This is a genomic window from Sagittula sp. NFXS13, assembly GCF_040148795.1.
GTDB lineage: Bacteria > Pseudomonadota > Alphaproteobacteria > Rhodobacterales > Rhodobacteraceae > Sagittula > Sagittula marina.
Window position 1 is genome coordinate 612,658 of the sequence record NZ_JAGEMH010000001.1, and the last position, 20,091, is coordinate 632,748.

General features: G+C 60.8%; 23 protein-coding genes. 15 read left to right on the forward strand and 8 right to left on the reverse strand.

All coding sequences use genetic code 11. The features are described 5' to 3' along the window. The first annotated feature begins 12 nt into the window (after window positions 1-12). The 3 genes from J4E08_RS02900 to J4E08_RS02910 all read left to right on the forward strand — a co-directional run bounded on the left by J4E08_RS02900 (window position 13) and on the right by J4E08_RS02910 (window position 2,166). On the forward strand, window positions 13-273 hold the full coding sequence (locus J4E08_RS02900; RefSeq protein WP_183964401.1) for an acyl carrier protein: 261 nt from the start codon (window positions 13-15) through the stop codon (window positions 271-273). Continuing rightward, window positions 270-1,478, forward strand: a complete 1,209-nt coding sequence (locus J4E08_RS02905; protein WP_349537214.1) for a beta-ketoacyl-[acyl-carrier-protein] synthase family protein — start codon at window positions 270-272, stop codon at window positions 1,476-1,478. Before J4E08_RS02900 ends, J4E08_RS02905 begins: the two co-directional genes overlap by 4 nt. 190 nt (window positions 1,479-1,668) lie before the next feature. Beyond that, window positions 1,669-2,166: a YciE/YciF ferroxidase family protein gene (locus J4E08_RS02910; RefSeq protein ID WP_349537215.1), complete on the forward strand. Its 498-nt coding sequence runs from the start codon at window positions 1,669-1,671 to the stop codon at window positions 2,164-2,166. Window positions 2,167-2,435: 269 nt separating this feature from the next. Here J4E08_RS02910 and mnmA read toward each other — a convergent pair whose 3' ends face one another. Continuing rightward, entirely contained in the window at window positions 2,436-3,584 is a 1,149-nt protein-coding gene (gene mnmA / locus J4E08_RS02915) for a tRNA 2-thiouridine(34) synthase MnmA (RefSeq protein ID WP_349537216.1), read from the reverse strand. Window positions 3,585-3,709: 125 nt separating this feature from the next. Here mnmA and sciP point away from each other — a divergent pair, with 125 nt between their 5' ends. The 5 genes from sciP to J4E08_RS02940 all read left to right on the forward strand — a co-directional run bounded on the left by sciP (window position 3,710) and on the right by J4E08_RS02940 (window position 9,332). Beyond that, window positions 3,710-3,988: a CtrA inhibitor SciP gene (sciP, locus tag J4E08_RS02920; RefSeq protein WP_183964950.1), complete on the forward strand. Its 279-nt coding sequence runs from the start codon at window positions 3,710-3,712 to the stop codon at window positions 3,986-3,988. A 94-nt stretch (window positions 3,989-4,082) separates the two neighbouring features. Continuing rightward, window positions 4,083-4,799, forward strand: a complete 717-nt coding sequence (ctrA, locus tag J4E08_RS02925; protein ID WP_183964415.1) for a response regulator transcription factor CtrA — start codon at window positions 4,083-4,085, stop codon at window positions 4,797-4,799. Between the two features lie 82 nt (window positions 4,800-4,881). Next, window positions 4,882-6,996: an NAD-dependent DNA ligase LigA gene (gene ligA, locus J4E08_RS02930; RefSeq protein WP_349537217.1), complete on the forward strand. Its 2,115-nt coding sequence runs from the start codon at window positions 4,882-4,884 to the stop codon at window positions 6,994-6,996. Beyond that, a complete protein-coding gene (gene recG / locus J4E08_RS02935; RefSeq protein ID WP_349537218.1) occupies window positions 6,993-9,083 on the forward strand; it encodes an ATP-dependent DNA helicase RecG in 2,091 nt (696 codons plus the stop codon). The genes ligA and recG overlap by 4 nt, the downstream gene beginning before the upstream one ends. A gap of 126 nt (window positions 9,084-9,209) precedes the next feature. Beyond that, window positions 9,210-9,332, forward strand: a complete 123-nt coding sequence (locus tag J4E08_RS02940) for a hypothetical protein (protein WP_349537219.1) — start codon at window positions 9,210-9,212, stop codon at window positions 9,330-9,332. A gap of 199 nt (window positions 9,333-9,531) precedes the next feature. On the opposite strand, the gene J4E08_RS02945 is transcribed toward J4E08_RS02940, so the two are convergent. Further along, a complete protein-coding gene (locus J4E08_RS02945) occupies window positions 9,532-9,975 on the reverse strand; it encodes an iron-sulfur cluster assembly scaffold protein (RefSeq protein WP_349537220.1) in 444 nt (147 codons plus the stop codon). 74 nt (window positions 9,976-10,049) lie between these two features. Here J4E08_RS02945 and hisI point away from each other — a divergent pair, with 74 nt between their 5' ends. After that, window positions 10,050-10,412, forward strand: a complete 363-nt coding sequence (gene hisI, locus J4E08_RS02950) for a phosphoribosyl-AMP cyclohydrolase (protein ID WP_349537221.1) — start codon at window positions 10,050-10,052, stop codon at window positions 10,410-10,412. Between the two features lie 21 nt (window positions 10,413-10,433). Here hisI and gluQRS read toward each other — a convergent pair whose 3' ends face one another. The 4 genes from gluQRS to J4E08_RS02970 form a co-directional block, all read right to left on the reverse strand. After that, complete coding sequence (gene gluQRS / locus J4E08_RS02955) at window positions 10,434-11,294, reverse strand: tRNA glutamyl-Q(34) synthetase GluQRS (RefSeq protein ID WP_349537222.1); 861 nt, start codon at window positions 11,292-11,294, stop codon at window positions 10,434-10,436. A gap of 21 nt (window positions 11,295-11,315) precedes the next feature. Then, on the reverse strand, window positions 11,316-11,525 hold the full coding sequence (locus tag J4E08_RS02960) for a hypothetical protein (protein ID WP_349537223.1): 210 nt from the start codon (window positions 11,523-11,525) through the stop codon (window positions 11,316-11,318). Next, entirely contained in the window at window positions 11,522-12,874 is a 1,353-nt protein-coding gene (gene trmFO, locus J4E08_RS02965; RefSeq protein ID WP_349537224.1) for a methylenetetrahydrofolate--tRNA-(uracil(54)-C(5))-methyltransferase (FADH(2)-oxidizing) TrmFO, read from the reverse strand. Before trmFO ends, J4E08_RS02960 begins: the two co-directional genes overlap by 4 nt. Before the next feature lie 96 nt (window positions 12,875-12,970). Next, window positions 12,971-13,753 carry an enoyl-CoA hydratase gene (locus J4E08_RS02970; protein WP_349537225.1) on the reverse strand — a complete coding sequence of 261 codons (783 nt, stop codon included), beginning with the start codon at window positions 13,751-13,753 and terminating at the stop codon, window positions 12,971-12,973. 52 nt (window positions 13,754-13,805) lie between these two features. Between J4E08_RS02970 and J4E08_RS02975 the strand changes: the two genes are divergently transcribed. Continuing rightward, entirely contained in the window at window positions 13,806-14,237 is a 432-nt protein-coding gene (locus J4E08_RS02975) for a PaaI family thioesterase (protein ID WP_183964433.1), read from the forward strand. A gap of 59 nt (window positions 14,238-14,296) precedes the next feature. Next, window positions 14,297-14,440 (forward strand): hypothetical protein, encoded by a 144-nt coding sequence (locus J4E08_RS02980; RefSeq protein WP_349537226.1) that lies wholly within the window; start codon window positions 14,297-14,299, stop codon window positions 14,438-14,440. Between the two features lie 201 nt (window positions 14,441-14,641). On the opposite strand, the gene J4E08_RS02985 is transcribed toward J4E08_RS02980, so the two are convergent. Further along, on the reverse strand, window positions 14,642-14,869 hold the full coding sequence (locus J4E08_RS02985) for a DUF1127 domain-containing protein (protein WP_183964435.1): 228 nt from the start codon (window positions 14,867-14,869) through the stop codon (window positions 14,642-14,644). Window positions 14,870-14,963: 94 nt separating this feature from the next. Here J4E08_RS02985 and J4E08_RS02990 point away from each other — a divergent pair, with 94 nt between their 5' ends. From J4E08_RS02990 to J4E08_RS03005, 4 genes are all read left to right on the forward strand, one after another. After that, on the forward strand, window positions 14,964-16,367 hold the full coding sequence (locus J4E08_RS02990; RefSeq protein WP_349537227.1) for an aminotransferase-like domain-containing protein: 1,404 nt from the start codon (window positions 14,964-14,966) through the stop codon (window positions 16,365-16,367). 177 nt (window positions 16,368-16,544) lie between these two features. Further along, complete coding sequence (rplM, locus tag J4E08_RS02995; protein WP_183964437.1) at window positions 16,545-17,003, forward strand: 50S ribosomal protein L13; 459 nt, start codon at window positions 16,545-16,547, stop codon at window positions 17,001-17,003. A gap of 2 nt (window positions 17,004-17,005) precedes the next feature. After that, the gene (rpsI, locus tag J4E08_RS03000) at window positions 17,006-17,500 is read left to right on the forward strand and encodes a 30S ribosomal protein S9 (protein ID WP_183964439.1); all 495 of its coding nucleotides are present in this window, start codon (window positions 17,006-17,008) and stop codon (window positions 17,498-17,500) included. 99 nt (window positions 17,501-17,599) lie between these two features. Continuing rightward, window positions 17,600-18,817: a hypothetical protein gene (locus J4E08_RS03005; protein WP_349537228.1), complete on the forward strand. Its 1,218-nt coding sequence runs from the start codon at window positions 17,600-17,602 to the stop codon at window positions 18,815-18,817. Here the strand turns inward: J4E08_RS03005 and J4E08_RS03010 are convergent. Further along, entirely contained in the window at window positions 18,798-19,928 is a 1,131-nt protein-coding gene (locus J4E08_RS03010; protein WP_349537229.1) for a glycosyltransferase family 4 protein, read from the reverse strand. The genes J4E08_RS03005 and J4E08_RS03010 overlap by 20 nt on opposite strands. Between the last annotated feature and the right edge of the window lie 163 nt (window positions 19,929-20,091).

Sequence of the window (20,091 nt, forward strand, 5' to 3'; positions counted from 1 at the left end):
GGGGCCAGATCAATGAACGTCAAGGACAAGGTGATCGAGATCGTCGCCGAACAAGCCATGCTTGAGCCGTCGGACATTACCATGGAAAGCACGCCAGAAAGCATCGGCATCGATTCTCTGGGGTTGGTCGAGGCGATCTTTGCCATCGAGGAAGCCTTCGACATCTCCGTGCCATTCAATGCAAACGCACCAGAGGAGTCCGATTTCGACATTTCCTCTGTGGCGACCATCGTGGCTGGAATCGAACGGCTGATTGCCGAGCAAAAGTCGTGAAACGGGTTGTCATCACCGGCGCGGGCACGATCAACGCGTTGGGTCAGGACGTGGCATCCACGCAAGAGGCCATGCGCGAGGGCCGCTGTGGCATCGGTCCATTGGAATTTCGCGACGTCGAGCGCCTGACCGTCCGGATCGGCGCGCAGGTAAAAGGCTTTGAGCCTGAGAGCGTGTTCAACCGCCAGCAGCTGTCGCTATATGACCGTTTCACGCAGTTCACACTGATTGCCGCACGGCAGGCGGTGGAACAATCGGGACTGACGTTTCACGGCGAGATGGCAGACCGGTCCGGCGTCGTCCTGGGCACCTCCGGCGGGGGGCTGACCACACAGGACGAGAATTACCGCGCTGTGTACGAAGAGGGGAAGAACCGCGTTCATCCCTTTGTTGTGCCGAAATTGATGAACAATGCCGCCGCAAGCCATGTGAGCATGGAGTTCAACCTTCGCGGCCCGAGCTTTACCGTCGCCACCGCCTGCGCCTCGTCAAACCATGCCATGGGGCAGGCATTTCAGATGATCCGTTCGGGCATGTGCACGGCCATGATCACCGGTGGGTCAGAGGCGATGCTGTGTTTTGGCGGTGTGAAGGCCTGGGAAGGGCTGCGTGTCATGTCGCGCGACGCCTGCCGACCGTTCAGCGCCACGCGCAACGGCATGGTGCAGGGCGAGGGGGCGGGCGTCTTTGTCTTCGAAGACTACGACCATGCACGCGCCCGCGGGGCGGAGATCCTGGGCGAAGTTCTGGGCTTTGCCATGACCTCTGACGCGGCGGATATCGTGATGCCGTCGAAACAGGGCGCAGCCCGCGCGATCTCTGGCGCGTTGCGCGACGCGCAGGTGGACCGCACGCGGGTCGGCTATATCAATGCCCACGGCACCGGAACGGCGGCAAACGACAAGACCGAAAGCGCCGCGGTGGCGGATGTCTTCGGCACTCATGCGGACGATTTGATGATCTCTTCGACAAAGTCGATGCATGGTCATTTGATCGGCGGCACCGGCGCGGTAGAGCTGTTGGCCTGCCTGATGGCGCTGAACGACGGAATAATCGCGCCCACCATCGGCTACGAGGAACCGGATCCTGAATGCGCGCTCGATGTGGTGCCCAATGAGGCTCGTGAGCGGGAGGTGGACGTGGTGCTGTCCAATGCCTTTGCCTTTGGGGGCTTGAACGCGGTGCTGGCATTGGCCCGCATCTGAGGCGTAATCCAGCGGAGCGCTGACGCGCACTGTTCTCTCGGCCTGACGCCTCCGGCTTTCGGCCTCGGGCCGTGTGTGGGACCGTGGGTGAATCTGCGTAGGCGGAAATCCGGTTGGCTGCGTTTTGCTCAGGAACTCCTGTGGCTGCCGCGGGTTGAGTGGGCAGAACAGAACAACAGGAGGAAATCTCATGTCCCTCAATTCCCTGAAAGACGTCTACGTTGATCAATTGCAGGACCTGCACAGCGCATGTCGCCAGTCCCACGCTGTGATGGACTCGCTCAAAGAGGCTGCCAAAAACGAAGAATTGCGCAGTGCTCTTGGCGCTGGCAAGGACGGCATTGCCGACGGGCTGAACCATCTTGAAGCGCTGATCAAATCGCATGGAGCTGATCCCAAAGGCGAACACTGCAAAGGTATGGAAGGTCTCGTGGCCGAAGCAAAAGCGCACGGTCTGAACCAAGACTTTGGCAACGACGATGCGCGTGATGCCATGATCATCACGCAGTACCAGCGCATGGCGCACTATGCGATTGCCGGCTACGGGTGCTGCGCGGCCTTTGCAAACCGCCTTGGCCTGACCGAAGACGCGGCGACGCTGGGCGAGATGCTGGATGCATCATGGTCCGGTGACCGTCACTTCTCAGGCATTGCGCAAGGTCAGGTGAACAAAGCGGCGGCTGAATAACCTTTCGCGGACGACCATTCTGACGAAAGCCAATGCACTTCTTGTGTAAGATTTGAATGAAGCGCACATTTATTATGGAAACCGCCCCGGCGCCAAAGCGACGGGGCGGTTTTGTATATTGCGACCAATCAGGTCATCAATACCGTCAACAGTCCGCGTCCATCTGCCATTCCGACCAACGCTGTGATCTGTGAAAGCGAACCGTCGGGTCACTCATGTGTCCCACTGGGCCGATGATGTGCATTCAACAAAAGTTCTGCGGAAGCGTATCAGCCCCGCCAGATCCATCCGCCGCCGTAGATACGGCTGTCACCCTCCGCATGGTCCTGCGCGTAGAACACACAAGCCTGACCGGGGCTGACGCCTTCCTCTGGTGTCAGCAGCTCCACCTCTGCTTCTGTGTCCGACAGGGGACGCACGATGGCCTCACGCGGGGGACGCGTGGAGCGCACCTTGACGCTCAGCTGCCACTCCTTGCGAGAGGTGAAGGGCTCGTCTCCCAGCCAGTTGATCTCTCGCACCGGGATGGTGCGCGTGGCCAGCATCTCTTTCGGGCCGACCACGACATGCTTCTTGTCCACATCGAGACGAACCACATAAAGCGGCTCGTCCAGGCCTCCGATCCCCAAACCGCGCCGTTGGCCAATCGTGTAGTGGATCACACCTTTGTGTTCGCCCAGAACACGGCCGTCCGCGTGCACAATCTGACCCGGTTCCGCCGAGCCGGGGCGCAGTTTTTCGATGACGCCCGCGTAATTTCCGTCAGGAACAAAGCAGATATCCTGCGAATCCGGCTTGTTCGCCACCACCAGGTCGTACTTCGCGGCCAGTTCACGCGTTGCATCCTTGCTCGGAAGGTGTCCAAGCGGGAAACGCAGAAATTCCAACTGTTCCGGGGTGGTTGAGAACAAAAAGTAGCTTTGATCGCGGTTGGCGTCGGTCGCGCTGTGCAGCTCCGGGCCGTTGTCGCCTGACTTGCGCTGGATGTAGTGCCCGGTGGCCATGACATCCGCCTCGAGATCCTTGGCAGTCTCCAGCAGATCCTTGAACTTCACCCGCTCATTGCAGCGGATGCAGGGCACAGGCGTCGCGCCGCCAAGGTAACTGTCAGCGAATTCGTCAATCACCGCTTCTTGGAAAATATTTTCATAATCAAGAACATAGTGAGGGAAGTTCATTTCTTCCGCGACCCTTCGAGCATCATGGATGTCGATCCCCGCACAACATGCCCCTTTCTTGGACAGGGCCGCGCCATGGTCATACAGTTGCAGCGTCACACCGATGACATCATAGCCTTCATCCTTGAGCATGGCGGCCACAACCGAACTGTCGACGCCGCCGGACATGGCGACCACGACTCGGGTTTGCGATGGGGGCTTGCGCAGGCCCAGGCTGTTGAGGGGCATGTCTTCGGGCATTGAACGATCTCCGTGGATTGCGCGGAATATAGGAAAAATCGAAATACTCTCAAGGGGTGGTTTCAGCCGTCGTTAAGAGCTGAAGCGGTTTAGTCCTCCAGCACGCGATGCTCGGAGGTGTGATGATGTATCTGAAAAAGATCGACGGCCCACGCGCCGTGAGGCTGCCCGACGGATCGACGATGACACGGGCGGACCTTCCGCCGTCGTCAACGCGCCGCTGGGTGGCTTCGCGCAAGGCCGCAGTGGTAAAGGCTGTGCAATACGGATTGCTCAGCCAGGATCAGGCAAAAGAGCGCTATGCGCTTAGCGAAGAGGAGTTGATGGAATGGGTAAACGCAGCGAAACTTCACGGTGAAGATGCCTTGAAAGTGACGAGAGTTCAGAAGTACCGTCAACCCTAGGTGGTATAATTCATCTTCCTGAGATACGGTAACAGGGCGTTAACCTTTTTCAATCACGTTAGTCATAGCCCAAAAGACACCCTGGAGACTGCATATGCGTATTTTGCTTGTGGAAGACGATCCTACCACCTCCAAGAGCATCGAACTGATGTTGAGCCATGCGAACCTCAATGTTTATTCGACGGACATGGGGGAAGAAGGCATCGACCTTGCAAAACTCTACGATTACGATCTTATTTTGCTTGACCTCAACTTGCCGGATATGAACGGTCACGAAGTTCTACGACAGCTTCGTGTGGCGCGGATCGACACGCCGATCCTTATTCTGACGGGCGAGGACGACACCCAATCCAAAATCAAAGGGTTCGGGTTCGGTGCCGATGACTACATGACAAAGCCGTTTCACCGCGACGAGCTTGTGGCACGCATTCATGCCATCATCCGCCGCTCCAAGGGGCATTCGCAGTCGATCATTCGAACCGGAAAGATTTCCGTGAACCTTGACGCCAAAACGGTGGAGGTCTCCGGCAAGTCGGTTCACCTGACTGGAAAGGAGTACCAGATGCTGGAACTCCTCAGCCTGCGGAAGGGCACGACCCTCACCAAAGAGATGTTCCTGAACCATCTGTACGGCGGAATGGACGAACCTGAGCTGAAGATCATCGACGTCTTCATCTGCAAATTACGGAAAAAACTCTCGGAAGCCACCGGTGACGACAATTATATCGAGACGGTCTGGGGCCGCGGCTATGTCCTGCGCGATCCGGAGCCAAACCAGGATGAAGCAAAAGCCATCGCAGCAAACGGTTAAAACTTCTGAGGCTGATCCGCTGGACCTTGCCATGGGTCGGCCCTATCACTCCTAGGACGACAGGGCGTCCGAGGATATGGGCATGACAGACATTGCGGTCGAAACATTGACCGAAGATCAGGCGCGCGATGAACTTCGCGCGCTTTACGATCTTCTGGCGCAGGCCAATACAGCGTATCACACCTCTGACGCGCCGGAGCTTTCCGACGCGGAATATGATCGACTGAAACGTCGCAATGCCGAGATCGAGGCACGTTTCCCTGATCTCAAGCTCGAAGACAGCCCGTCTGACCGTGTCGGAGCCGCTCCGGCAGAAGGGTTCTCGAAGGTGCGCCATGACGTGAGAATGCTCTCATTGTCGAATGCCTTCGACGATGGCGATATCGACGACTTCGACGAGTCCATCCGCCGCTATCTTGGCTTTGGGACCGAGGATCATCTTTCTTTCACCGCAGAGCCCAAGATTGACGGCTTGTCTCTATCCTTACGTTATGAGGCCGGCGACCTCGTTCGCGCCGCGACGCGCGGCGACGGGCAGGTGGGAGAGAATGTCACAGCAAACGCCCGCACGGTTGACGATATTCCACAACGCCTCGATGGCGCGCCTGACGTTCTGGAGGTGCGCGGCGAGGTCTACATGTCCCATGCCGATTTTGAAGCGCTGAACGAACGCCAGGCCGCGCGTGGAGGGAAGCTGTTCGCCAATCCGCGCAATGCGGCCGCTGGCTCCCTGCGCCAACTCGACAGTAAGATCACGGCCGCCCGTCCGTTAAAGTTCTTTGCCTATGCATGGGGGGCTTTGTCCGACCCGCTGTCCGACACTCAAATGGGCGCAATCAAACGGCTGTCAGAACTGGGGTTTCAGACCAACCCGCTGACGGAACTCTGTACCGGCCCCCAAGACATGCTTGAGCACTATCGCAAGATCGAAGCGCAGCGCGCCACTTTGGGCTACGATATCGACGGCGTCGTGTACAAGGTGGATGACCTCGCGCTGCAGGACCGGCTCGGGTTTCGCTCGACCACCCCACGATGGGCCATCGCACACAAATTTCCGGCGGAATTGGCCTGGACCCGCCTGGAGGCCATCGACATTCAAGTGGGCCGCACGGGGGCCTTGTCTCCTGTCGCGCGGCTCACTCCCGTCACGGTGGGCGGCGTTGTGGTGTCCAATGCAACGCTGCACAACGAAGATTACATCGCCGGACGCGACAATGCCGGTGCAGACATCCGGGGCGGTAAAGACATCCGGCTCGGGGATTGGGTGCAGGTCTACCGCGCAGGGGATGTGATCCCCAAGGTCGCTGACGTCGATTTGACGCAGCGTCCCGACGATGCTGTCGCCTATCAGTTCCCCACCCAATGCCCCGAATGCGGCTCCGACGCGATCCGCGAGGAAGGTGACGCTGTTCGACGCTGCTCTGGCGGTCTTATTTGTCCCGCGCAAGCCGTTGAGAAGATGAAGCATTTCGTTGCACGTTCGGCCTTTGACATCGACGGGCTGGGGGCCAAGCAGGTCGAACAATTCTACGCGGCTGGCTGGATCAAGGAGCCCGCCGACATCTTCACCCTGCGGGACCGCTACAGCAGCGGGATGCAGCAGTTGAAAAACCGTGAAGGCTGGGGCGAAAAATCGGCGCAAAAACTGTTCGACGCCATCGACGCCCGCAGAAACATTCCGCTCGGGCGACTGATTTTCGGCCTCGGTATCCGGCATGTGGGGGAGAGCGCGTCCAACCTGCTTGCACGCCATTACGGCACCTGGACGGCCTTTGAGGCCGCCATGCAAGCCGCGCAGCCCTGCGAAGGTGACGCGTGGGAGGAGCTGTTGTCCATCGATGGCGTCGGTGCTGTCCTGGCGGAATCTCTGGTTTCGGCCATGAACCAGGAGGCAGAGCGCGCCTCCATGGACCGTTTGGTGGCGCAACTGAACGTTCAGGATGCGGAACGACCTGATACTGACGGCTCTCCAGTCGCGGGAAAAACCGTGGTCTTCACCGGGTCGCTGGAGCGGATGACCCGCGCCGAAGCCAAGGCGCGCGCCGAAAAGATGGGGGCCAAGGTGTCTGGCTCGGTGTCCAAAAAGACAGACATCGTGGTGATCGGACCCGGCGCCGGATCGAAGGAGAAAAAGGCCCGTGATCTGGGACTGACCGTTCTGGACGAGGATGCCTGGCTGGAGCTGATCGGCGGATGAGCGGACGGCCCGAGGTTCTCTGGCCGCTGTTCGCGGACCTCAAGGTGCTGGATGGGATCGGGCCAAAGTCGGCCCAGTCTCTGGGGCAGACAGGGATCGAGTCGCCGCGCGATCTGCTTTACACGCTGCCCTACAGCATCACGGACCGGCGGTTGCGCGACACGGTGCAGGGGGCGGATTTGCCCGGAGTTGTCACTGTCGCGGTCACGATCGGGCGTCATTGGCCGCCACGCAGCCGCGGTGGGGCCTACAGGATCGAGGTTGAGGATTCGCTTACCCGGTTTCAACTCGTCTTTTTTCGCGGCAACGCGGATTACCAGCAAAAGCTGCTCCCGACCGGTGAACGACGTATCGTGTCGGGCCGCGTCGAGCTGTTTGATGGCGTGCCGCAGATGGTCCACCCGGATCATGTGCTTCAGGAAGACGAGGCGGATCAGCTTCCGAACTTCGAGCCGATTTATCCGCTGACAGGGAATATCACGCAAAAGCTGATGGTGCGCAGCATTGCCGATGCCATGAGCCGCGTGCCCGACCTTCCTGAATGGATTGAGCCATCGCAAAAAACGCAGGAAAACTGGCCGGACTGGGCGGAGGCCCTGAGGGCCGGACATGCCCCGGACGGGACGGACGCCTTGTCACCAACGGCGCCTGCGCGCGCGCGACTGGCCTATGATGAACTGATGGCGCACCAGTTGACGCTTGGCCTCGCGCGTGCGGACAGACGCAAACGGCGCGGGCTCGTATCGCAAGGCGATGGACGGTTGCGCAATAAGGTTTTGAAATCGCTGCCATATCGACCCACCGGCGCGCAAGTCCGCGCGATTGATGACATCACCGAAGACATGTCCCACCCGGAGCGGATGAACCGACTGCTTCAGGGCGACGTGGGGTCGGGCAAGACATTGGTCGCCTTCATGGCCTTGCTCACCGCCGTTGAGGCCGGCGGCCAAGGTGTCATGATGGCGCCGACCGAAATCCTCGCGCGCCAACACATGGAGGGGCTTCAACCCCTCGCAGAAAGCGCCGGTGTCGTGCTGGAGTTGCTGACCGGACGCGACAAAGGGGCGGAGCGCAAAGCCAAACTTGCCGCATTGGCACAGGGCAATATAAAGATCCTCGTCGGCACCCATGCCGTGTTTCAGGCCGACGTCGTCTTTGACGATCTGCGGCTGGCGGTGGTTGACGAACAGCATCGCTTTGGTGTGCGACAACGTCTGGAGCTGGGGAAAAAGGGGGCTGGCGCGGACGTTCTGGTGATGACGGCCACGCCGATCCCGCGCTCCTTGGCCTTGGCCCAATATGGCGACATGGATGTCTCCGTGCTCGACGAAAAGCCACCCGGTCGCAAGCCCGTGAAAAGCGCCTTGCTGTCGACGGAGAAAATCGGCGACGTCATCGACCACCTGCGCAAGGCGGTGACGGAGGGGCGTCAGGCCTATTGGGTCTGTCCCTTGGTTGAGGAGAGCGAAAGCTCCGACCTGATCTCGGCGGAGGCACGGTTTGAAAAACTGCGCGCGGTTCTCGGAGAGGACGTGGTGGGGTTGGTTCACGGCCAGATGCCCGCCGCGGAAAAAGACGCCGCCATGGCGCGTTTCGTTGCCGGGAAGACCAGCGTTCTGGTCGCCACCACGGTGATCGAGGTCGGTGTCAACGTGCCGAATGCCTCCATCATGGTGATCGAACGGGCGGAGATCTTTGGCCTTGCACAGCTGCACCAGCTGCGCGGTCGCGTCGGACGGGGGGAGGCGGCCTCCACCTGCCTGTTGATGTATCAGCCGCCTCTGTCAGAGAGCGGCATGAAGCGGCTGACCACCCTGCGCGAAACCGAGGATGGTTTTCGCATCTCTGAGGTCGACCTGGAGATGCGTGGCGCGGGCGATCTGATCGGCGTGGCGCAAAGCGGGCTGCCGCGGTTCCGCGTGGCAGATCTGGAACGTCAGGCGGCCCTGATGGCGGTGGCACAGTCCGATGCGCGAAAGCTGCTGGCCCAGGATCCGACACTCGAAAGCCCGCGCGGCAAGGCCGCCCGGATGCTGCTCTGGCTGATGCGCCAAGACGAAGCGATCCGCTTGATCGGGGTCGGATGAACGGTCACACGCGGCGTGTTCTGCTGCGTGTTCCTATGTTTTCACGAAATGTTCTCATTTAGTTCTTTACAGGTGATTAAGAACATGAGAACAAAGGGTCAACAAACGGAACATCGGAGTGACCCAATGCTCGATATCGTCAAAGCCACGCTACACCGCCACCAAGGCCAACTATGGCAAGATGCGCTTGGTGCAGTCAGCCTCGCCGTGATCCTCTTTGGTGCGCTTCATCTTCCCTCTGTCCTGTAACTTTCGACTTTCTGCCCGCGTGCAAGCGACCACCAGCACCATGCGCCTTGTCCCGGCGTCGGTGTTTGTCCCCCAGTCGGTTTCCTGCCTGTAACCGATCTTGGTGGTTTCTGACCGTCACGCACTTTTGCCGCCGCCTCCTGTCCCGGAGTGCGGCGGTTTTTTTCATGTAAACTTGATAGAAGGCCCGCGAGGGCGCTTAGCCGGTCTGTGCCTCGGCGGCGGCCTCCACAGCGGCGTCCAGCGCCAGCAGGATCGACGCATGGCGGTTCTTGTAGGCACTTGCCGGGCGCAGCACTTCCAGCCCCTCAAAGGGCGCAGGCGGGGTCGGGCCATCGGATTTCAGCATATCGCGCAGCGCGTCCCGAGCGGCTCCGATCTGTTCCGGCGTTTGGCCGACGATCGCACCGCCCACCACAGAGGCCGCAGCCTGGCCAAGGGCACAGGCCTTGACGTCCTGCGCGTAGCCGCTGACTTTGCCATCACGCATGTTCAGATCCACGGTGACCGTAGATCCGCACAGCGGCGAACGTTTCTTCACCGAGGCATCGGGCGCGTCGAGACGGCCCAGATGCGGGATGTCGGCGGCCAGCTCCAAAATGCGGCCAGAGTACAATTTGATCAGATCGGTTTCCGCAGTCATGCCTTGGGCTTTCGCTTCGGGAAGGTTCTAAATACATAGGCAGCCAATAGCGGCAAGCAAAAGGTTTTTCACCCATGTCCTTCGATCCTGCGACCTTGGTCTATGATGAGCGCGGCCTGATCCCCTGTATCGCCCAGGCAGAGGGCAGCGGAGAAGTGCTTATGATGGCCTGGATGAATATCGAAAGTGTTAACAAAACGCTTGAGACCCGTCGTGTAACCTATTGGTCTCGTTCACGTCAGGCGTTTTGGGTAAAAGGCGAAACCTCCGGTCACACGCAAGAGCTGGTGGATCTGCGGGTGGATTGCGACCGCGATTGCCTGCTCGCGGTGGTGCGTCAAGAAGGTCCAGCCTGTCACACGAACCGCCGGTCATGTTTTTACACGTCGGTCACTGAAGGGACCGAAGTTGAGATCATGGCGCCCATGGCGGAGTAAAAGCTTATATGTGCCAGTGGCTTATAGCCCGATCTTCTGCCTGATATCCTCCGGCGTCATTCCCTCGGCGCGATAGACTGCGATGGCCCGGGCGTCGTCCCGCTTTGCCAGGCGTTTACCGTGATCATCGCGGATCAACATATGGTGATGATAGCGTGGCGTAGCCACATCAAGCAGCGTTTGCAGCAGCACATGGATGCGCGTCGCGTCGAAAAGATCTGCGCCGCGCACCACATGCGTGATGCCTTGAGCGGCATCGTCGACGACGACGGCAAGGTGATAGGCTGCACCCGCGTCACGCCGCGACAACACAACGTCGCCAACGTTGTTAATCATGGCGTTACGAGACAGTAGAATTTCTCCTGTCTCACCAGACAGCCCGGCACCGCTCTCGGTAAACGTCAGCGGGAGCGCCTCACGCACGTGGCGCATGGCGGCGTCCATGTTCAGACGCAGCGTCTGGTTCTTGGGGCGCGGCCCTGCGAGCGGCCGGTCGGGGCGGCAGGTGCCGGGGTAGATCAGCCCATCGGGGCCTTCGCGCGGGGCGTCCTGCGGGGCGGACAAGGCCTCGCGAATGTCACGGCGGGTGCATCCACACGGGTAAAGAAGCCCCATGTCCCAAAGCTGATCGAGCGCGGCGTCGTAGTCTGCCATGTGGTTGGATTCACGTCGGCAGGGTGTGGGCCAATGAAGCCCCAGCCAATGAAGGTCGTCGTAAATCTGCTGCTCCCATTCAGGGCGCGCGCGCGACAGGTCCAAATCGTCGATCCGCAGGAGGAAACGGCCCCCAGCCGCCTGCGCCATGTCAAACGCCAGAAGCGCCGAATAGGCATGGCCCAGATGCAATGGGCCTGTGGGGCTGGGGGCAAATCTTGTTTTCATACAGTGCGTTGGGCGTAGATCTTAATCTCGATTTCCGTAGCGACGCGCGCGTCTCTCCTCACCAGCCTGATAGATCAAAATCCAGGCCAGCAGAATGAACATCGGGTGCGTCAACCCGCCGGAAAAGATGATCGCCGGTATCCAGATGATAAAGACGACGATCGACAGGAAAATCCGTCCCAGCAACAAGATCGACAGCGGCGGAAGAAAGAGGGCAAGGACGTAATTCATGCAAGCTCCTTTTGCGTGGCCAGCCAGTCGGTCCAGCAGGCTTTTGCCCGATCAGTATAGGCCTTGTAGCGGTCTTTTCGACCACGACGGCCACCTTTCAGCCCGTCCAGCGGACGGAACAGGCCGAAATTCACGTTCATCGGCTGGAACGTCTTGGCCTCCGCGCCACCGGTGATGTGGTGGATCAGCGCGCCGTGGGCGGTGTCCTGCGGCACGGACTCCAGTGGCTGTCCGAGGATCTCTGCCGCGGCCAGACGGCCTGCGACCAACCCCATTGAGGCGCTTTCCACGTAACCTTCGACACCCGTCACTTGTCCGGCAAAGCGGATGTTGGGCTTTGACCGCAGCCGCATCTGGTCATCCAGAAGCGTCGGCGAGTTCAGAAAAGTGTTGCGATGGATCCCGCCCAGCCGCGCGAAAGACGCCTCCTCAAGCCCGGGAATCATTTTGAAAACAGTCGTTTGCGCGCCGTACTTCATCTTCGTCTGGAAGCCGACGATGTTGAACAGCGTGCCAAGCGCATTGTCGCGGCGCAGCTGCACCACGGCGTAGGCTTTCGTCTCCGGGTCGTGCGGGTTGGTCAGCCCGACAGGTTTCATCGGCCCGTGGCGCAGCGTCTCGCGGCCACGTTCCGCCATAACCTCGATCGGCAGACACCCGTCGAAATACTTCGCGGTCTCGCCTTCGTGGAATTCGGTTTTGTCGGCGGCGAGCAGCGCGTCGATGAAGGCCTCGTACTGATCCTTTGTCATCGGACAGTTGATGTAGGCCTTCTGCTCTTCTTCCGTCTCGCCCTTGTCGTAGCGTGACTGCAGCCAGGCCACGTCCATATTGATTGTTTCGGCGTAGACGATGGGCGCAATCGCATCGAAAAAGGCGAGGCGGTCGGCGCCGGTCTCTGCCTGAATGGCCGCGCCGAGCGCCTCTGACGTCAACGGGCCGGTGGCAAAGATCCAGTGCCCCTCGGTCGGCAGCTCCGTGATCTCCTCATGGCTGACGGAGATGTTCGGATGCGCCGCGATCTTGGCCGTCACAGCGGCGGAAAATGCATCGCGGTCCACGGCCAGCGCGCCGCCCGCGGGCAAGCGATGGGTATAAGCGGTGTCCATGATCAAACCGCCGGCCTCGCGCATTTCCCAATGCAGAAGGCCCACGGCGTTTTGTTCATGGTCGTCCGACCGGAACGAGTTGGAGCAGACCATCTCGCCCAGATCGCCGGTGCGATGGGCAAAGGTTTCGACCTTGGGGCGCATCTCGTGCAGGACGACCTGAATGCCAAGGTTTGCGGCCTGCCAGGCGGCCTCTGATCCGGCCATTCCGCCGCCGACGATGTGGAGTGTGTGTGTCATGAGCGGGATTTAGGCGATGCGAGGCGCCGTTCCAAGAGGGAAGTCATGCAGAACACGCCCGATGGGGGCGCAGCCTGCGCCGCGCCCTGTACATCGTCACGCCCAATCCGGCGCGCGTTTTTCCAGAAACGCGGTGATGCCTTCATCCGTATCGCGCAAAAGCATGTTTTCCACCATGACATTGCCGGCGTATGCATAGGCCTCGTCCAGCCCAATGGTCATCTGCTCGTAAAATGCGGATTTGCCGATCTTGACGGCGGCCCCCAGCTTGGCCGCGACGGTTTCCGCCAGCACGCGGGTCCGCGTCTCCAGGTCTTCCGGCGCCACGGCGTGGTTGATCAGCCCGTGCGCCAACGCCTCCTCCGACGATAGAAACTGCCCGGTTGTCAGCATCTCGAACGCTTTCTTGCGCGGGATATTGCGGCTCAGCGCGACCATCGGTGTCGAACAGAACAACCCGATGTTCACGCCGTTCACGCCAAAGCGCGTGCCCTCTGCCGCCACCGCCATGTCGCAGGACGCCACCATCTGACAGCCCGCCGCCGTGGCGATGCCATGAACCTGTGCAATGACAGGCTGGGGCAGGCGGGTCAGCCCGGTCATCACGCTGGCGCAGCGCGTGAACAGATCGGCATAATAGGCGCGGCCCTGGTCCTCGTGGTCGCGCGCCGCCTGCATCTGTTTCAGATCATGCCCGGCGCAAAACGCCTTTCCCGCGCCGGACAGGATCACCACGCGTGTCTCGCGATCCGCGTTCAGCGCGTCGATCTGTTCTTGCAGCGCGGCCAGCATCTCGTCCGACAGCGCGTTGAGGTTGCCGGGGCTGTTCAGCCGCAGGTGTGCGATGCCGCCCGCGTCGTGACGTTCCAAAAGTGTCATCTTGTCCTCCCTTTGAAGGCAAGGTTAGCTGGGCCCAAACAGGGAGGAAAGCATGGAGATCATTATCGGCCGCGAAGAGATGTCGGCCTATCTCGAAGAGGTGTTCCCACAAGTCACCGGCATGTTCGGCATCGACCATATGGAGCCGGGGCTGGTGCGGATGCGGCTGCACAATGACGAACGACATCTCAGGCCGGGAGGCACGGTTTCTGGCCCGGCGATGTTCAGCCTTGCGGATGTGGCGGCCTACGTGGCCGTCATGATGCATGTGGGCGAGGAGGCACTGGCCGTCACCACGCACTGCAGCATCGATTTCATGCGCAAGCCGGTCTCAGGCGTGGATATTGTGGCAGAGGGGCGCGTGCTGAAGCTTGGGCGCGCCCTCGCGGTGATCGACGTGCTGCTCTATTCCGAGGGCAATGAGCAACCTGTCGCTCATGCGTCGCTCACCTATTCGATTCCGCCGAAACGCGCGGAACGATAAGAGGCGGCTTAGGGTTCTCCCTTCAGATGACTTAACGCACTTCGAAAGGGAGACCTAACATGTCCATTGCCAGCACATTGCGCCGCGCGGCAAACAGTTTTGCCCGGTCCAAATCACACAAACGCGCCGCACCCCGCGGTCGCCAAAGCACACAAAGCCAATTGGCCCGCATGGCCACACGGTTCCTGAAAAAGAAAACCTGATTCTGGTTTAAGATCGCTGAACGCGCCCTTCGTCGGGCGCGTTTTGCGTTGCATCAAAAGGATCCCGGCCCGGCTCTGGATTTGCGGCTATTCCGCGCCGGCTGATCCGAACCCAGCCTGGCCAAGGCTGACCCAAGGTCCTGCGACCTGTACCGAAACCGTCCCGGATCCTCGGGTGATCCGAGACGGTCGGGCAGGGTGTCAGCCTTCCCAGAATGGGCGGCGTATTTCCTGCCGAGCCTGATCCGGCGTTACGCCGATATCACGCAACAGATGGTCGTCGAGCCCTGACAGGTCGTTTCGGGTGCGACGCAGGACATCCCATTTCGCAACCAGAACAGCAATCCGCAGCGCCACGATGCTCACCGCCGGAAGCGGGGCGTGGGAAACGAGGTAGCTCAGATCTTTGCGTGCGATCATGTGTGCCATGGGGATGTCCTTTTTAAATTGTATTGACACATTTTGCCATTTTGTGGCACTAATGTTGGTACATAATGTGAATGTACTGGTCGAGGAAAACATTGTGCTCGATACAATTCAAACCGGCTTTGCAGCGCACGCGGATGGCCCGAAATACCGCGCGGTTTGTCACGCTTTGCGTGACGCGGTGGAGCAGGGCGCACTCCAGGTCGGCGACCGTTTGCCGCCGGTGCGGGAGCTGGCGTGGCAGCTCCGTATCACCCCCGGGACCGTGGCCCGCGCCTATACGATCCTCACCGATGAAGGGCTGCTGAGGGCCGAGGTCGGGCGCGGCACATTCGTGGCGGACCGCAGTGCGGTGGAAACCGAGTACGCCAATGTGCCCTTGGTGAAATATCTCCCCCCAGCCTCTGATATCACGAACCTATATTACTCTCGTCCGCCGGATGTGGGGCAGGTGGCCTTGTTGCAGGACGCCATGCGCTGTCTTGGCCAACTCCCCGCGCAAGCCTTGTTGGAATACCCCAGTTCCGAACGCTTCGGCCCGACCCGTGCCGCTGCGTTGCGCTGGATGGCAGACGCCGTCCTTGGCCCCGCGACAGAGACCGATGTGGTCTTGTCCCACGGCGGCCAGTCCGGCGTGATGATGGTCATGCAGACCGTGTTGCGCGGCCCCGCACCGGTGGTTTTGGTCGAGGAGCTCTCTTACCCCGGTTTTCGCCGCGCAGCGGAATTGGCACGCGCCAAAGTCGTCACTGTACCAATGGATGCGCAAGGGTTGATTCCCGAGGCCTTGGATGAGTTGGTACAAAAGCACGATGCGCAGCTGCTTTGTACCAGTGCCGAGGTGCACAATCCCACCAGCATCTTCACCCCGCAATCCCGGCGCGAAGCCATTGCCAACGTCGCCGCCAAGCGTGGTCTCGCCGTGATGGAGGACGATTGTTACCGTCTCGCGCCATCGCGCGCGCCCACCTATCGTGCGCTTTTGCCGGATCTGGGCTGGTACGTGTCGTCGATTTCCAAAACCCTTGCCCCTTCGCTGCGCGTTGGCTTCGTGGTTGCGCCGCAATCGCAGGCCGCAGCGTTGCGCCGCACGGCGGAACACGGGTTCTTCGGCCTCGCGGTGCCGCTGGCCATGCTGACAGCCGATCTGCTCACACGGCCCGAGACCGTGCAAACCGTCGAGCGGCTGCGCGAAGAAACCGCGCGCTACGTGCGCTGCGCGGTCAATCTGCTGGGAGGGTTTGACGTCTCCTATAGCGAGGATGTCCCGTTCCTCTGGCTGAAACTGCCGGAGCGCTGGCGCGTCGGGGCGTTCGTTCAGGCGGCAGAGGCGGCAGGCATCACCCTGCGCGGCGCCGAACACTTTGTCCCGCGCGATGGCATTGTGCCACAGGCGGTGCGCATCTCCGTGAACGCGCATATACCGCTTGAGGACTTCGAACGCGCCATCCTGCGCATCCGGCACCTGCTGGACACACCGCCAGAGGGCTTGGCGGTATGATCCAGTCGAGTCTGTGAAAAATGTGGGGTATTTAAATACCGTAATTTTAACTACCTGAATTTACTCGTTTAATTGCGACTTTTCGATATTGACTGGGGCGCTGGCACGTTTATAACCCGCCCATCGGATTTCGGACTGGGGGAGACCCCGGCTCATCTCAATAAAACGGACGATATCATGAAAACCTTCTCTGCAACTCCGGCAGATATCGACAAGAAGTGGATCGTGGTCGACGCTGAAGGCGTTGTCCTCGGTCGCCTCGCGTCGATCATCGCCACCCGCCTGCGCGGCAAGCACAAGCCTTCCTTCACCCCCCACATGGACATGGGCGACAACGTGATCGTTGTGAACGCCGACAAGATCCAGCTGACGGGCAAGAAGCGCCAGGAAAACTTCTACTGGCACACCGGCCACCCGGGCGGCATCAAATCCCGTACCAAGGAACAGATCCTCGAGGGTGCACACCCCGAGCGTGTCGTGTTCCAGGCGGTCAAGCGTATGCTGCCGGGCAACAAGCTCGCGCGTAAGCAGATGACAAACCTGCGTATCTTCGCTGGCGCCGAACACGGTATGGAGGCGCAGAAGCCCGAAGTGCTCGACGTCAAGGCAATCAACAAGAAAAACACGCGGGTGTAATGATGGCTGATCAGATCTCTTCTCTGGACGAACTCGCCCAGGCCGTGACCGACGACATCGGCGGCGTTCAAGGTGTTGAAGAAGCACCGCGTGAGCCGGTTCGCGACGAACTGGGCCGGTCCTACGCCACCGGCAAGCGTAAAGACGCTGTCGCACGCGTCTGGATCAAGCCGGGCTCCGGCAAGGTCGTGGTGAACGGCAAGGACCAGGACAAGTACTTTGCACGTCCGGTGCTTCAGCTGATCCTGCGTCAGCCGATGCAGATTGCTGGCGTCGAAGGTGAATTCGACGTTTACGCAACGGTCAAGGGCGGTGGTCTCACCGGTCAGGCCGGCGCGGTCAAGCACGGCATCTCCAAGGCGCTGCAGCTGTACAACCCGGAGCTGCGCGCAGCTCTGAAAGCGGCTGGCTTCCTGACCCGTGACTCCCGCGTTGTGGAACGTAAGAAGTTCGGTAAGCGCAAAGCGCGTCGTTCCTTCCAGTTCTCCAAGCGTTAATCCGCGACATCTGTCGAACAATCGGGCGGTCCATCGCGGACCGCCCTTTTTCTTTGGTACGTTCGCCGCAACGGCATATCCTTAGGTGATCGGGTGCCCATGAAAGATCGTCCAAAACCGCAGCAATCCCGCCGAGCCGGTCTGATCTTGCGTGCCTTGCGTGAATACAGGCGGCGGGTCGGGCGCGGCGTGACCTCCGGTCCCGAGCCTCGGTTGGGCGTTCGGGGCAGCATTCGCGTCATCCGGGGCGCGTGGGCGTTGAGCTTCGTGTCCTCATTGAATTTCGAAGCCTTTTGCGCATCGAACAAAAGCTTGGTGATGCTCGATACGGTGTCGCCGCAAAGCAAAGCAGCAGGGATTGTTTCCACACTGGAACAGGCGGGTCTGCCGAGCGAGGCGATTGCCCAACCCGGGCGCCTGTCGGCCTTTCGGCGGCTCGGTATCAAGTGTCGTGCCGTCGCCCTGGCGTTCCGGTCCGAGCCTTGGCGCCGCCGTCTGCAGGTGAACGACCTGGTGCTGGTGGTCGCCAGCCTGCTGCATGCGGAACGATTTTCCGGTCTTTCGACGATGACCGTGCATATCGGGGATCGCTCGCCGCGCCGGATTGCGCTGGCGACTGGCGCGGCGCTGGCGGGTCGCCCGACGCTGTATTGGCAGAACGGCTTCCACGATACGGCCATACCGGACCTCGGATACCAAGAGGCCGCGATATTCAACGCAGAGGCGGAAGCGGCGCTGGCAGGACGGGCCACCCGCCTGTGGGCAATCGAGTCCGGCCAGTCTGCGGATCTGCGCGTGCCCGCCCGGATCGAACGGTTGGGGGTTGCGACAAATGCCTTTGTCGGCACCGAAATCGACACCATGCGCAGTCGGATCGACCAGCTGTTTCCCAACGCCCGTGTTGCGCTTCGCTTACATCCGCGCGTGTCCAGCTTTGATGCGGGGCGTGTGCCGGACTGGGACGTCCGCCCGCGCGCGGAGAGCCTCGGCGAATTTGCCATGGGCTGTGATGTGGTTATTTGCGGGAACACCGCCGCGCAGATCGAAATCCTGAAGGCGGGCACACCCGTCATCCATTCTGCCGGGCTCGATCCGCATGGCTTCGATTTGTACGGATACGCGGCGCGTGGCATCAGCTTTGGTTTGGAGCATTGGTCCGAGGGAGACGTCCTGAAAGACCTGATTAGCTTTTACCAGGCAGACGGGTGGAACCAGAGGTTGCTGACAGAAATTGGCGGTCCCTCGACAAAGGTGCCGCCCCTGCGCGATTTCGTTGGTCTTCTTCTGGAGCGCCCCGCTAGTGGCCGCCTGACGTGACCCGGTCATAGACCGCGCGCATCCGGGTGACGTGAGCCCCTGTCGAGAACCGCGCGACTGCGGCCCGCTGTGCCTCTTCCGCCAAGCTGGTGGCCACCTCTCGCTGTGTCAGAACCCGATCCACAGCTTGTGCCATATGCTCGGCATCGTCGGGCGGCACCAGAATGCCGGTCTTGCCGCTCTCGATGATCTCCGTATGGCCGCCGTCTTCGCTGGCGACCACAGGCGTGCCAAGCATCTGCGCCTCCACCAACGTGCGCCCGAAGGCCTCTTGGACAGCGGGGGCGACCAGCACATCTGATCCGCCGATCCAGTGGCTCACCGGGTGACGCGTCCCGGTGAGGTGAAAGCGCGCCTCAAGGCCATCCACCTGCCGCACCGCTGCAACCACCTCTGACGTCATCTCGCGGGACGCGGCGCCGATCATCAGGAAATGCAGCGTATCATGGCCCATCGCCTTCAGACGCCGGGCGACATCCACAAAGATCAACGGGCGTTTGCGCGGGGCAAGATTGGCCACGCAGCACACAAAACGTGCGTCCACAGGCAGGCCCAATTGCTGACAAATGTAGTGGCGCGCGGCCTCTCGATCCGTAAGGGTGGGCGCGGCAAATGGATTGTAAACCACCTCCGCCTTGGCGCGCATATCAGCGGGAAACCCCCGGGCAATGTAGTCGGAAACCGCGATGACGGCGCTGGCGCGCACGGCGGCGCGGGCGTGCTTCGATGCCTTGGCCGGGGTGCGCTGATGCCAGACATGCGGCAAGCCCATCGCACGGGCCGCCGGTCCCCAGGTCATATGCATCCGCATATCCTGCGTGTGGACAAGGCCAATGCCATGCGTGCGCAGATAACCGGCCAGCGGCGCGCGTGACATCAGCCGCCTGAGCCCGCGTTTCACGGTGCTGCCTTCGATGTAGCGCACGGCGGGTGCCGCGATCCAGTCGATGCTTTCCTGCCGGAGATAATCGCACAGGGGGCCGTCTTCGTGCAGGGCAACGACGGGGGTATAGCGTTCGCGCGGCAGGCTTTGTGCCAGGATAAGCGAAGAAATATGGCTGCCGCCAACGCTGGTCCCGGTGTAGGGGAACAGGACTTTAATCGGGTTCATACAGGCTCCGGTCTCTGGAGTGTCACGGTAGCCGAGCCCTCCGGGGCGTGCAACGGGCCGGGCGGCGCATCATCTGGCCAAAGACTGGCGGCAGTGATATTGCAGCGGAAAGGGCGGCCATCGCATGCCGCCTGTGCAAAAAAATCCGGAGCATTTGACCCCG

Coding starts and splice junctions, on each gene's coding strand:
- hisI (WP_349537221.1), top strand. CDS start 10,050: ATGTCCTTCGATCCTGCGACCTTGGTCTATGATGAGCGCGGCCTGATC.
- J4E08_RS02945 (WP_349537220.1), bottom strand. CDS start 9,975: ATGACTGCGGAAACCGATCTGATCAAATTGTACTCTGGCCGCATTTTG.
- ligA (WP_349537217.1), top strand. CDS start 4,882: ATGACAGACATTGCGGTCGAAACATTGACCGAAGATCAGGCGCGCGAT.
- J4E08_RS02940 (WP_349537219.1), top strand. CDS start 9,210: ATGCTCGATATCGTCAAAGCCACGCTACACCGCCACCAAGGCCAACTA.
- rpsI (WP_183964439.1), top strand. CDS start 17,006: ATGGCTGATCAGATCTCTTCTCTGGACGAACTCGCCCAGGCCGTGACC.
- J4E08_RS02900 (WP_183964401.1), top strand. CDS start 13: ATGAACGTCAAGGACAAGGTGATCGAGATCGTCGCCGAACAAGCCATG.
- recG (WP_349537218.1), top strand. CDS start 6,993: ATGAGCGGACGGCCCGAGGTTCTCTGGCCGCTGTTCGCGGACCTCAAG.
- rplM (WP_183964437.1), top strand. CDS start 16,545: ATGAAAACCTTCTCTGCAACTCCGGCAGATATCGACAAGAAGTGGATC.
- J4E08_RS02910 (WP_349537215.1), top strand. CDS start 1,669: ATGTCCCTCAATTCCCTGAAAGACGTCTACGTTGATCAATTGCAGGAC.
- gluQRS (WP_349537222.1), bottom strand. CDS start 11,294: ATGAAAACAAGATTTGCCCCCAGCCCCACAGGCCCATTGCATCTGGGC.
- trmFO (WP_349537224.1), bottom strand. CDS start 12,874: ATGACACACACACTCCACATCGTCGGCGGCGGAATGGCCGGATCAGAG.
- J4E08_RS02975 (WP_183964433.1), top strand. CDS start 13,806: ATGGAGATCATTATCGGCCGCGAAGAGATGTCGGCCTATCTCGAAGAG.
- mnmA (WP_349537216.1), bottom strand. CDS start 3,584: ATGCCCGAAGACATGCCCCTCAACAGCCTGGGCCTGCGCAAGCCCCCA.
- ctrA (WP_183964415.1), top strand. CDS start 4,083: ATGCGTATTTTGCTTGTGGAAGACGATCCTACCACCTCCAAGAGCATC.
- J4E08_RS02985 (WP_183964435.1), bottom strand. CDS start 14,869: ATGGCACACATGATCGCACGCAAAGATCTGAGCTACCTCGTTTCCCAC.
- J4E08_RS02980 (WP_349537226.1), top strand. CDS start 14,297: ATGTCCATTGCCAGCACATTGCGCCGCGCGGCAAACAGTTTTGCCCGG.
- J4E08_RS02960 (WP_349537223.1), bottom strand. CDS start 11,525: ATGAATTACGTCCTTGCCCTCTTTCTTCCGCCGCTGTCGATCTTGTTG.
- J4E08_RS02970 (WP_349537225.1), bottom strand. CDS start 13,753: ATGACACTTTTGGAACGTCACGACGCGGGCGGCATCGCACACCTGCGG.
- J4E08_RS03005 (WP_349537228.1), top strand. CDS start 17,600: ATGAAAGATCGTCCAAAACCGCAGCAATCCCGCCGAGCCGGTCTGATC.
- sciP (WP_183964950.1), top strand. CDS start 3,710: ATGTATCTGAAAAAGATCGACGGCCCACGCGCCGTGAGGCTGCCCGAC.
- J4E08_RS03010 (WP_349537229.1), bottom strand. CDS start 19,928: ATGAACCCGATTAAAGTCCTGTTCCCCTACACCGGGACCAGCGTTGGC.